The sequence below is a fragment of the Clostridium aciditolerans genome, assembly GCF_016316925.1.
Taxonomy (GTDB): domain Bacteria; phylum Bacillota; class Clostridia; order Clostridiales; family Clostridiaceae; genus Clostridium_AM; species Clostridium_AM aciditolerans.
In genome coordinates this window covers 1-13,072 of record NZ_JAEEGB010000026.1, presented here as the reverse complement: position 1 = coordinate 13,072, position 13,072 = coordinate 1, and the positions used below count along the sequence as shown (strand labels likewise).

General features: G+C 32.6%; 11 protein-coding genes and 2 other annotated features. All 11 genes read left to right on the top strand.

From position 1 onward, the window contains the following. Positions 1-1,257: an MDR family MFS transporter gene (locus I6U51_RS16760; protein ID WP_211143718.1), complete on the top strand. Its 1,257-nt coding sequence runs from the start codon at positions 1-3 to the stop codon at positions 1,255-1,257. A 290-nt stretch (positions 1,258-1,547) separates the two neighbouring features. Beyond that, positions 1,548-1,743, top strand: a binding site (T-box leader). A 142-nt stretch (positions 1,744-1,885) separates the two neighbouring features. Continuing rightward, positions 1,886-2,084 (top strand) — a binding site (T-box leader). A gap of 176 nt (positions 2,085-2,260) precedes the next feature. Then, complete coding sequence (locus tag I6U51_RS16755) at positions 2,261-2,464, top strand: hypothetical protein (protein WP_246517408.1); 204 nt, start codon at positions 2,261-2,263, stop codon at positions 2,462-2,464. 147 nt (positions 2,465-2,611) lie between these two features. Next, entirely contained in the window at positions 2,612-4,174 is a 1,563-nt protein-coding gene (locus I6U51_RS16750) for a 2-isopropylmalate synthase (protein WP_211143717.1), read from the top strand. 217 nt (positions 4,175-4,391) lie between these two features. Beyond that, complete coding sequence (leuC, locus tag I6U51_RS16745; RefSeq protein WP_246517407.1) at positions 4,392-5,666, top strand: 3-isopropylmalate dehydratase large subunit; 1,275 nt, start codon at positions 4,392-4,394, stop codon at positions 5,664-5,666. Then, positions 5,660-6,148: a 3-isopropylmalate dehydratase small subunit gene (gene leuD / locus I6U51_RS16740; protein WP_211143715.1), complete on the top strand. Its 489-nt coding sequence runs from the start codon at positions 5,660-5,662 to the stop codon at positions 6,146-6,148. The genes leuC and leuD overlap by 7 nt, the downstream gene beginning before the upstream one ends. 85 nt (positions 6,149-6,233) lie before the next feature. Beyond that, complete coding sequence (gene leuB / locus I6U51_RS16735; RefSeq protein ID WP_211143714.1) at positions 6,234-7,298, top strand: 3-isopropylmalate dehydrogenase; 1,065 nt, start codon at positions 6,234-6,236, stop codon at positions 7,296-7,298. A gap of 88 nt (positions 7,299-7,386) precedes the next feature. Next, on the top strand, positions 7,387-9,000 hold the full coding sequence (gene ilvB, locus I6U51_RS16730) for a biosynthetic-type acetolactate synthase large subunit (protein ID WP_211143713.1): 1,614 nt from the start codon (positions 7,387-7,389) through the stop codon (positions 8,998-9,000). A 266-nt stretch (positions 9,001-9,266) separates the two neighbouring features. Beyond that, entirely contained in the window at positions 9,267-9,743 is a 477-nt protein-coding gene (ilvN, locus tag I6U51_RS16725; RefSeq protein WP_211143712.1) for an acetolactate synthase small subunit, read from the top strand. A gap of 694 nt (positions 9,744-10,437) precedes the next feature. After that, a complete protein-coding gene (gene aroF, locus I6U51_RS16720; protein ID WP_211143711.1) occupies positions 10,438-11,469 on the top strand; it encodes a 3-deoxy-7-phosphoheptulonate synthase in 1,032 nt (343 codons plus the stop codon). 94 nt (positions 11,470-11,563) lie between these two features. Continuing rightward, positions 11,564-12,421 carry a prephenate dehydrogenase gene (locus tag I6U51_RS16715; protein ID WP_211143710.1) on the top strand — a complete coding sequence of 286 codons (858 nt, stop codon included), beginning with the start codon at positions 11,564-11,566 and terminating at the stop codon, positions 12,419-12,421. A 29-nt stretch (positions 12,422-12,450) separates the two neighbouring features. After that, a partial coding sequence (locus I6U51_RS16710; protein WP_211143709.1) for a 3-dehydroquinate synthase family protein occupies positions 12,451-13,072 on the top strand: 622 nt, incomplete at its 3' end.

Below are 13,072 nucleotides of genomic sequence, written 5' to 3'. Positions count from 1 at the left end.
ATGAATATTAAAGACATTTTTAAAATTTATAAAGGATTACCATTTAGTATATATGTACTTTTTGTAGTTAAAATTATAAATTCATTAGGTGCTTTTGTAGCACCTTTTCTTACTATGTTTCTTTCAGACAAGATAGGATTGAGCAAAGATGTAATTGGAATATTCATAATGGCAAATGCAATTTGTACAGTTCCTGGTTCACTTATTGGCGGTAAAATTTCAGATACTTTCGGAAGAAGAAATGTATTAGTCACTTTTCAGGGATTAGCTGCATTATGTTATATACCTTGTGCATTTCTTGAAAGATCTATTGCAGTACCATATTTGTTAATTATCTCATCCTTTTTTAATTCTATAGCACAACCTGCTTATGGAGCTATGATTGCAGACTTGACAAATACTAAAAACAGAAGCAGCGCATATTCTCTTTTATATCTTGGGAATAACTTAGGATTTTCTATAGGTCCTATGATAGCAGGTTTTTTATTCAGTCATTATCTTAAGATGCTATTTGTTGGGAACAGCATAGCGGTTTTTACATCAATAATTATAATATATACCTTTGTAAAAGAAACAAAACCTGATAAGGAATCAGAAAAGCAAATTATAAATGAAAACGAAAAAGCAGAGGAAAGTAATCTTATAAGCGCATTGTTTAAAAGACCACTACTTTTATCTTTTGCATTATTATCTATGATATATAGTTTTGTTTATGCTCAATTTCCTTTCTGCATACCACTTCAAGTAGAGGAGATATTTAAGAGTAATAGCTCAGTTCTATATGGAAAGATTATGGCAACAAATGGACTAACTGTAATACTTTTTACTACAGTTATAACTAGGTTAACTAGAAAATTCTCAGCAATACAGAATGTAGCTGGAGCAGGAATATTTTATGGGGTAGGCTTTGGGATGATGTATTTTATTAAGAGTTACCCTATGTTTATATTGGCAACAGTAATATGGACCTTAGGTGAAATAATTCATACTACCAATTCTGGAGTATATATTGCAAATCATACACCTATGTCGCATAGAGGAAGATTTAATTCAGTTATACCTCTTATAACTGGTGCAGGCTTTGCAGTAGGACCAGCTATTATGGGAATGTATATAAAAAATAGAAGAGTCATAGATGCATGGCCTGTAGCATTTACTTTAGCTATTTCAGCCTCCGTATTATTTTATGTACTTTATATAGTTGAAAATAGAAAAAAGAATGCCAGCAGCTGCATAAATATAGTAGAGAATAAATAGTACAGTTTTTAATTCATAGCCTGAAAGAAAAATGTTAATAGGAATATTGAAGATAAGATTCAAAAACTGTTATGATAGAAAACTTAAATTTTTTACTCAATAAATAATTGAAATCATGCGTATAACTAAATATTTTTAATATTATGGATAATTCGTTTTGTATTGACAGGTAAAATTTACGGTGCTAGAATGATAAAAATGAAAATTCAGAAAAATAAATAACAATTTAAAAAAATAAAAAAAGTATATTGACAAATTGTTAAAAACATAGTAAATTTATAAACAATATATCAAAAGCGATGACAGGATTAAGTAAATATGTTTAATACTTTAAAGAGAATGGGGAATGGTGGAAACCCTAAGTATACATATTGAAACTCACCCTGTAGCTGCAGGCTGAAATAGTAGTAAGCTGAGCCGGTATAAGCCGTTATTTAAATGAAGTAAGAAATTTGGGTGGTAACGCGGCAGATCTTCGCCCCATGATAAAAATGGGCAAGGTCTGTTTTTATATACTCAAATTTAAAAAATTGCTGATTTAATTTAGAATATCATGTAATAAAAAATACAAAATACATGAATAAATTGCTGATTTAATAATATATTTAAATCTATACAAGTAAATATAAAAAAAGCAATGATAGGAATAAGTAGATATGATAAGTATTTCAAAGAGAGTGGGAATTGGTGAAAACCCATAAGTACACATATTGAAACTCATCCTGTAGCTGCAGGCTGAAATAATAGTAAGCTGAGCCGGTGTAAACCGTTAATGGAATTAAGTAAAAAAATCTGGGTGGTACCGCGGACAGACTTTCGCCCCATTATATGGGGAGAGTCTGTCTTTTTATTTACCTTATAATCAAATGTTTTTATAAACTTATTCAGACAAACATATTAAAGTTTAATAGTTTTTCATCTGGCCAGTGAAAACTTTAAATATATTTTATACACATACTATGTAAAATAATTAAAGTTATGTAATTAAAAGGAGGCAAATGTAATGTCAATGTTTATAAATAAAAAATATTCAAAGGATCTTAAACAATTTAATGAAACGCGTAATACTTCGAAGGATAATATGTCATCAGAAGCAGTTTCACAAATATACGAAGCAGGCAAGGCCTATTATGAATATTTAAGAAGTTCAAAATCACAAAGGGATGATACAGAATGTGACTACTGCACAGCATTTATGATGTTTTAATTTAAGGCAATTATATAAAAAAGCTAAAGAATTGAGAAAAATGGTGACTTGAGTTAAAAGAAAAGAGTGGAAATAGGCATTAAGAGATGTCGAGTTATTGCATCTCTTAATGCTAAACAAAAATATGATCATGGGGAAGTGGATTTAATGACAAAAAAAATATATATTTTTGATACTACATTAAGGGATGGAGAACAAACTCCAGGAGTGAGTTTAAACATACATGAAAAATTAGAGATTGCAAAACAGCTTCAAATACTTGGAGTAGATATAATCGAAGCAGGATTCCCATTTGCATCTAAAGGAGATTTTGAAGCTGTTAAAGCTATTGCAAAAAACATAAAGGGCTCAATCATTACTGGACTTGCTAGAACCTCTAAGCAAGATATAGATACTGCATGGGAGGCTCTAAAATATGCAGAAAACCCTAGAATTCATACATTTATTGCAACATCAGATATTCATATGCAGCACAAGCTAAATATGAAACCGGAAGAAGTTTTGGAAAGAGCAGGCAGTATGGTGAAATATGCTAAAAGTTTTTGTCCAAATGTTGAGTTTTCACCAGAAGATGGAACAAGAACTCGCCCAGAATTTTTGTATAGGGTATTAGAAGCAGTAATTGAAGCTGGTGCAGATGTAGTAAATATACCTGATACCGTTGGCTATACAACGCCAGGGGAGTATGGAGCATTTATTAAAGGAATTAGAGAAAATGTCCCTAATATCCATAAGGCCGTCATAAGTGTTCATTGTCATAATGATTTGGGATTAGCAGTTGCAAACTCACTTGCAGCTATAGAAAATGGAGCTCAGCAGATAGAGTGTGCAGTAAACGGGCTTGGCGAGAGGGCTGGCAATGCTGCTTTAGAGGAAATAGTAATGTCCATTAAAACTAGATCTAATTATTTTAAGTGTCATACAGATATAGTAACTGAACATTTAACAAAAACCAGTAATCTAGTAAGTCACTTAACAGGAGTTCAGATTCAAAATAATAAGGCTATTGTTGGTTCAAATGCCTTTGCTCATGAATCCGGTATTCACCAGCATGGAGTTCTAAATTGCAGAGAAACTTATGAAATAATGACTCCAGAGTCTGTTGGCTTAAAGAAAAACCTTATAGTGCTTGGGAAACATTCTGGAAGACATGCTTTTGAACAGCGATTGAAGGAAATAGGCTATGATAATTTAGATTCTGTTAAGGTTAATGATGCCTTCTTGAAGTTTAAGGATTTAGCAGATAAAAAGAAATCTATTTCAGATGAGGATATAGAAGCACTAATAAAACAAGAGGTATTTCAGGTTCCTGAAAATTATAAACTTGAACATTTTCAAGTCTCAAGTGGAAACAATATGGTTGCTACTTCTACTGTAAAAATACGTTATGATGGCAATTCAATTGACGAGGCTTCCTGTGGTGATGGTCCAGTGGATGCAACCTTTAAAGCAATTGAAAAAGCTGTAGGAGTAAATGTTAAGCTAAAAGATTATTTCCTAAAGGCAATAGGCAGTGGAAAAGATGCATTAGGAGAAGTTACTGTAAAAATTGAAAAAGATAATAAAATATTTTCAGCCAGTGGGGTAAGTACAGATGTAGTAGAGGCTAGTGCCAAAGCTTTTATAAATGCTATTAATAAAATGCACTACTACTTATTTCAAGAAGAGAATTCTGCTTCGTGTATTGATAAAGTAATTGTCGAAGTTTAATAACAAAATAGATTTTTAATCAAGTATTAAAAAGAAATAAAAATAACGGATAACTACGACTACAAATAGGTTAATAAATACAATTAAATATAATTTTTAATATTACTTGCTTTAAAAATCAAATGTATAAAGCGCTAGATAAGAGCATTAGAGTTTTATTTACTTAAATAGCTAATTTATATATTTAATTTCTAGACATATAAAAAGTATCGGAGGAATGAATATGGGAATGACGATGACACAAAAGATTTTAGCTACTCATGCAGGCTTAGAAAGTGTAAAGGCTGGACAGCTAATTAAGGTAAAGTTAGATTTAGTACTTGGAAATGACATAACCACTCCTGTAGCCTTTAAGGAATTTAATAAAATTGGGGTTACTGAAGTTTTTCATAAGGAGAAAATAGCTATTGTACCTGATCACTTTACTCCAAATAAAGATATAAAATCTGCAGAGCAGTGTAAATGTGTAAGGGAATTTGCTTACGATAAGGGAATCAAAAATTATTTTGAAATCGGACAAATGGGGATTGAACACGCATTAATACCAGAAAAAGGTCTGGATGTTTGCGGCGATGTAATAATTGGAGCAGATTCACATACCTGTACATATGGAGCTTTAGGAGCTTTTTCAACAGGTGTCGGAAGTACAGATATGGGAGCTGGCATGGCTACAGGGGAAGCATGGTTTAAAGTTCCGGAAGCTATAAAGTTTGTGATTAAAGGAAGTTTATCACCTTGGGTAAGCGGAAAGGACGTAATACTGCACATTATTGGTATGATTGGTGTAGATGGAGCGCTTTATCAATCGATGGAATATACAGGAGAAGGTGTTAAAAGCTTATCTATGGATGACCGTTTTGCTATGACAAACATGGCTATTGAGGCTGGAGCTAAAAATGGAATTTTTGAAGTAGATGAAAGAACTATAGAATATGTAAAGGAACATTCTGATAGAAATTATGTGATTTATAAAGCAGATGAGGATGCAGAATATACAAGGACTATAGAAATTGATTTATCAACTATTAGACCAACAGTAGCCTTTCCACATCTACCAGAGAATACAAGGACAATTGATGAGGTGGGGGAGGTAACTATAGACCAAGTTGTCATAGGTTCCTGCACTAATGGGAGAATAGAAGATTTAAGATCAGCTGCAAAAGTTTTAAAGGATAAAAAAGTAAATCAAAAGGTAAGAACTATTATATTCCCAGCTACTCAAAAAATTTACCTTGAAGCTTTAAGAGAAGGTCTTATTGAAACATTTATAGAAGCAGGCGCAGTGGTAAGTACACCAACTTGTGGACCTTGCCTTGGAGGACATATGGGAATATTAGCAAAAGGAGAAAGATGCATAGCAACTACAAATAGAAATTTTGTAGGAAGAATGGGACATCCAGAAAGCGAAGTTTACTTAGCAAGTCCTGCAGTAGCAGCGGCATCAGCAATTACAGGTAAAATTTCATCACCAGAGGAGGTAGCAAAATGGTAAAGGGAAAAGTAATAAAATATGGTGACAATGTAGACACAGATGTTATTATTCCGGCCAGATATTTAAATACCAGTGATGCTTTAGAGTTGGCATCTCACTGTATGGAAGATTTGGATAAGGATTTTTCAGCTAAAGCAAAATATGCAAACATTATAATAGGTGGAAAAAACTTTGGATGTGGTTCCTCAAGGGAACATGCTCCTATTGCTATAAAGGCTGCTGGAATTAAATGCGTTATAGCTGAAACTTTTGCAAGGATATTCTATAGGAATGCAATAAATATAGGATTGCCTATAGTTGAATGTTCTGAAGCAGCAAAGGATATTGAAGAAAGCAATGAAGTAAATATAGATTTTAAAACTGGAATTATTACTAATAGTACTAAAAACAAAACCTATAAGGCAGAAGCTTTCCCGGAGTTTATGGAGAAGATTATAAAGTCAGAGGGACTTATAAATTATATTAAAATGCATAGTAAGTAAATTAAAAAGCTTGCAACGCAAATTTTTCAGTGGACAGAGGACAATTGTCCTCTAAAAAAATTAAATATGTAGAGGTGAATGGGATATGAAAATAACGATTATACCAGGAGATGGAATAGGAAAAGAGGTAATAAATCAAGCTGTTAAAATGTTAAAAAAAGTTGAAAGTAAATATGGATGTAATTTTGAGTTTAATGAGGCGTTACTTGGTGGTGCCGCTATAGATGCAACAGGGAATCCAATACCAGAAGAAACAATACATAAATGCAAAAATAGTGAAGCAGTTATCCTAGGAGCAGTAGGTGGACCTAAGTGGGATAGTCATCCTGGAGACTTAAGACCAGAGAAAGGATTACTATCATTGAGAAAAGAACTAGGAGTGTTTGCAAACTTAAGACCAGCCATTTTATTTCCACAATTGAAATCAGCATCTACCTTAAAGGAGGAAGTTCTAGGTGATGGACTGGATATTATGATAGTTAGAGAGTTAATTGGTGGAGCTTATTTTGGGGAAAAGAAGAGAATAGATATTGATGGTGGACAAAGAGCCTATGACACAATTGACTATTGTACTAGAGATATAGAGAGAATTGCAAAAAAAGCCTTTGAGGTTGCCAGAAAAAGAGATAAAAAACTTACTTTAATAGATAAGGCTAATGTATTAGAAACCTCAAGACTCTGGAGAGAAGTAGTGACAAAGATAAGTGAAGATTATAAGGATATAGAATTAAACTATATGTATGTTGATAATGCTGCTATGCAGCTAATTAAAAATCCTAAGCAATTTGATGTAATACTTACAGAAAATATGTTTGGAGATATTTTAAGTGATGAGGCTTCCATGCTAACTGGGTCATTAGGAATGCTACCTTCAGCCAGTGTAGGAGAAGGCAGTATAGGTCTTTATGAGCCAATCCATGGATCTGCACCAGATATTGCAGGGCTGGATAAAGCAAATCCGATTGGAGCGATAATGAGTACGGCGATGATGCTCCGATATAGTTTTAATATGGAAGATGCAGCTAAGGATGTAGAAGCTGCTGTATCAAGAATTATTGATAAAGGATATCGTACTGGCGATATTATGGAACAGGGTATGAAAATCGTGGGAACAGAACAAATGGGAGATCTTATTGCAGAGAAAGTATAGGAGTAAGAAGCTGAAAGTTGATTTTCCTATGTAAAGATTTTTTTCATAAGTATTAGAACTATATTGTGTAAGATAAGGGGGAAGTAACATGAAAGTTGCTGAGGCAATTATACAGTGTTTGCGTGAAGAAAACGTAGATACGGTATTCGGATATCCTGGGGCTACAGTTGTTCCCATATATGAAGCTTTAAGAAAGTCAGACATTAAACACATATTAGTTAGACAGGAACAAGCAGCCGGTCATAGTGCAATTGGCTTTGCAAGAGCTAAGAAGACAATAGGGGTATGTATTGTTACATCAGGTCCTGGAGCAACAAATTTAATTACGGCAATAGCTACTGCATATATGGATTCTATCCCTTTGGTAATCATTACAGGCCAGGTTAAATCAAATCTCATTGGTAAGGATGTTTTTCAAGAAGCTGATATTACAGGAGCAACGGAATCTTTTACAAAGCACAACTATTTAGTTAAATCTGCTGAAGACGTTTCTAGAATTATGAAAGAAGCCTTTTATATAGCTTCTACAGGAAGGCCAGGACCAGTATTAATAGATATACCAGTTGATATTCAGTGTGAAGATATAGAATTTTTTTATCCGAAAGAAGTAAACATTCGAGGATATAAACCTAAATTTGAAGGACACAAAGGACAGATAAAAAGAGCAGCAGAAAAGATTATGGAAAGTAAAAAACCTCTTATATGCGTAGGTGGAGGTATTATTTCTGGTGGAGCGGAGAAGGAGTTAAAAGAGTTTGCTCAGAAATCAAAAATACCAGTTGTTCATACATTAATGGGAAAATGTAGTATTAATGAAGATAATCCATATTATGTAGGGTTAATAGGATCTCATGGATTTTCTTATGCTAATAAAGCTATATCAGAAGCAGACCTTTTAATACTTATAGGAACTAGAGCGGCAGATAGAGCTATTGCAGGTTCAAACTTTGCAAAAGATGCTTATGTCATTCATATTGACATCGATCCAGCGGAAATAGGGAAAATTTTAGGACCTAATATTCCAGTAGTAGGAGATTCTAAGCAGGTTTTAGAAGAATTGATAAAGGAAGTTAATGAAGTAGAAACAACAGAATGGCTTGAGCAAATTGCAGCATGGAAGAAGGAAGTAGAAGAGCCTATAAAGTTAAATTCAAAGGTAAGTCCTAAGTATGTATTGAACATATTATCTCAGATGTTAGAAAAAAATGCAATTATTACTGCAGATGTAGGGCAAAATCAAATTTGGACTGCAAGAAATTTTCAAATAAAGAATTCAACAAGTTTCTTTACTTCAGGAGGACTTGGCACTATGGGATATTCTCTGCCCGCTGCGGTAGGGGCTAAAATAGCCAATCCTAGTAAGACAGTTATTGCTGTTGTAGGAGATGGTGGTTTTCAAATGAGTATGGCTGAACTTGGCACAATAGTTGATAATAATGTAAACATAGTAATACTTTTATTTAATAATTCAGTGCTTGGAATGGTTAGAGAAATTCAAAAGAACACCTATGGCGTTGGCAGGTATAGTGGTGTAAATTTTAAGTGTCAAACAGACTTTATTAAAATAGCAGAAGCTTATGGATTAAAAGGCAAAAGAATTATTAGAAATGGAGAATTCAAGGAAACCTTTAGGGAAGCTGTAAATTCCAATAATACATTTATAATAGAATGTATTGTTGATTCTAGCGAAAGTACTTTTTAGAGTTTACACATACAGATATGGATGCTTAGCAAAATAAAAATTTTGCGACACAAAATTTTTATTAGAGGACAATTGACAGAGGACAGAGGACAGTGAAGGTGAGTTTTGAGTTCGTTTCGCTAAGGCGAAACATCAGATTATAATATAATTAAAGATTTTTCGTAGTGTAACGTAGAAAAATCCTCCTTCATTGTCCTCTGTCCTCTAAAAAATGCTTCGCATTTTTTTATATTACGAATCACGAGATAAAAGATAGGGGGAGACACATGAATAAATACGTTTTATCTGTATTAGTGGAGAATCACTCAGGTGTATTAAGTAAAATATCGGGATTGTTTAGCAGGAGAGGTTATAATATTCACAGTCTAACTGTAGGTGTTACAGAGGATCCTAATGTATCTCGAATGACTATTGTAGTAGCTGGTTGTGAACATATGTTGGAACAAATAAGTAAACAATTAAACAAGCTTATAGATGTTATAAAAATAGTAAGCTTAGATTCTGTAGGCGCTGTTTATAGGGAATTAGCACTTGTGAAGGTTGCTATGAATCAAGCTAACCAATCAATAATTACGGAAACTGTTAATATTTTTAGAGGCAATATTGTAGATATAGATATTAAAAGTATGACTATTGAAATTACTGGTGATGAAGAAAAAATATCTGCGTTTATTGATATGATGAAACCTCATGGAATAAAAGAAATAGTTAGAACAGGCCTTACTGCATTAGAAAGAGGATAAGTGAAATTTGTTAACTAGTTTGATTGATAATATGCAGTGCAAAATTATGCAACATATAAAAATGACGGTAGTTTTGCAAAATAATGAATAAAAAATATTTTTTATTCATTATTTTGTGAAAATTAATATAAGAGTTGATATTAAGGGGATTTGCATAAAAAACATGCATAATTTTATTGATTGACATAAATAATAAAGTTGTTATAATAGGTTTAAATGAAAAATTAGTTTGCATATTCAAATATTGGTTGTGAATTTTTATTATATATTATTGATTAAATATTGATTTGGAGGATAACATTATGGAAAATATCATTAGAAAGGGAATAAGCCAAAAATTTTATTTTTACTTTTTTAGCTGGAGCTTTTATTATTTTAGCGCTGGCTATTTTTGGTTCAAAAAAATATATATTCCTATTTCTAATGAGTTTAATAAATGCAGGTATATTTCTAAGAACGCATTACTGTGTGCTTAATTTAGGTATATTTGATTTAGTTTATAGATAAGGCTCATTATGAGCCTTATTTTTTTATACTTTTAAGCAGACATACAAAATCTGTGATTTTGATATGGTCGCTTAAGCAGAGAACTCAAATCTCTGATTTGAAGTGAATCGCTTACTCAGCGAGCACTCATTCGACGATAGGAGAAGGAGTTTCATATTTTAAATAAATAACTAAGGGGGCATTTATCATGATAATAATTATGAAACCACACACACCAAAGGAAGAGATTTTAATACAAAAGCAAAAATTAGAAAGAGAGGGATTTGAAGTGAACTTATCACAAGGAGAGAATTACTGTATTCTTGGATTAATTGGGGACACTACAAAAATTGATGAAAGTAAAATAGGTGCAAATGAATATGTAGAAAAGATTCTTAAGGTTCAACAGCCTTATAAGTTAGCAAATAGATTATTCCATCCTGATAATACAGTAATTAATGTTAAGGGTGAAAAAATTGGTGGAAATAAAATTGCTATTATGGCAGGTCCTTGTTCTGTAGAAAGTGAAGAACAGATAGTAGAAATAGCAAGGCGAGTAAAGAAAAGTGGGGCAAGATTCTTGCGTGGAGGCGCTTTTAAACCAAGAACTTCACCATACAGTTTCCAAGGACTTAAAACTCACGGGTTGGAGCTTTTAAAATTAGCAAGAAAAGAAACAGGACTTCCAATAGTAACTGAGATAATGACTGCAGATATGATAGATAAATTTGTTGAAGATGTGGATGTAATACAAGTTGGAGCAAGAAACATGCAAAACTTTGAGCTTTTAAAAGAGCTTGGAAAAACTAGAAAACCAATACTTTTAAAAAGAGGTCTTTCAGCGACTATAGAAGAGCTTTTAATGTCAGCAGAATATATAATGTCAGAGGGAAATGAAAATGTAATACTTTGTGAAAGAGGTATAAGAACCTTTGAAAATTACACAAGAAACACTTTAGACCTAAGTGCTATACCAGCTATAAAGAAGTTAAGTCATCTCCCGGTAATAGTGGATCCTAGCCATGCTGCAGGCTTATGGTGGATGGTAGAACCTCTATCTAAAGCAGCAATTGCAGTAGGTGCAGATGGGCTTATTATTGAAGTTCATAATGATCCTGCTAATGCCAAGTGTGATGGCCAACAATCTATAAAACCTGATAAATTCCACAGACTTATGGAAGATATAGATGCATTAGCACAGTTAGGGTCAAGAGAGATTTATGAAACAATAAATTTTTAAGATTTAATTATCAAAGTTTTAGTTGTCAAAAATAATACTTTGGAGTTTTTAGTGTAGTTTGCAAAAAACTTTTCAAATAAAAGGGGAAGATATAATGGATGAATCTGGCTTTAAACTTAATATAGCAATTGTAGGCTTAGGTCTTATAGGAGCGTCTTATGCTATGGCACTTAAAGACTTGGCGCCCAAATGTATATATGGAGTAGATAAAAATAAAGAAACTTTAAAAAAAGCTTTAGATATGGGGATTATAGATGAGGCCTACAAAAATGGAGATGTATTTTTAAAGGATGTAGATTTAATTATTATAGCTCTTTATCCTCAGGATACAGTAGGGTTTATAAAAGATAACTTGCATAACTTTAAAGAAGGAGTTTTAATAACAGATACTTCTGGAGTAAAAGAAAGCGTAGTTGATAAAATAAATTCCATTTTGCCAGATGATATGGAGTTCATTGGTGGACACCCAATGGCAGGAAAAGAGGCTGGAGGTATTAAGTTAGCTTCTAAAGAGATTTTTAAGGGAGCTAACTATATTATAACTCCAACGGGAAAAAATAATAAGTGTAATATTGACATAATAGAAAAGATGGCTAAAAGTATAGGTTTTAAAAATGTAATATATATAAATCCTGAGGAACATGATAGAATAATATCTTTCACTAGCCAGCTTCCGCATGTCATAGCAGTTTCGCTTATTGATGCATGTATAGAGGAAAATGATATTGGCTTATATACCGGTGGGAGTTTTAGAGATGCTACTAGAGTTGCTGTTATAAATCCTATGTTATGGTCAGAGTTATTTACCATGAACTCAGAGAAGCTAATATCTGAGATAGAACGTTTTGAGGAAAGTATAAGCAAATTGAAGGACGCAATAAAGTGTAGAGATGTTGATAAACTAGATCATATTTTTAAGCAAGTATCCTTGAAAAGAAAAGAATTGATATAAAAGATAATAAAATATATGGAAGTGATTGAATGAGTATAATAGACATTGAGCTTAAGCACAAAAAATATAAAATACACATAGAAAAAGGAATATTAAATACTATTGGTGAACATATAGCAGAACTTTATAAGGGTAAAAATATAGTATTTATAACAGATTGGAATGTAGAAAAGTTTTATTTAGAAAGAGTTTGCATATCCCTTGAAAAAAGTGGATTTAACATAAAATATATATCCATTAAACCGGGAGAACAGAGTAAAACCCTTAGTATGCTGCAGGAAGTATATGAAAAGTTCTGTGATTATGGAATAAAAAGAGGAGATTTAATAATATCGCTAGGAGGAGGAGTAGTTGGAGATTTAGCAGGCTTTGCAGCAGCTACCTACTTAAGAGGAATAAAATATGTTCAAATTCCTACATCTCTTTTAGCTCAAGTGGACAGTAGTATAGGCGGAAAGGTAGCTGTAGATTTGCCCTATGGGAAAAACTTAGTAGGAAGTTTCTATCATCCTGAGGCAGTTTTTATAGATTCTGAGGTATTACAGACCTTAGATAAAAAATTTTTTAACGATGGCATGTCAGAAATTATAAAATATGGACTAATAAGGGATAAGGATATTTCAGATACGGTTTTAAAATATGATAATAAAG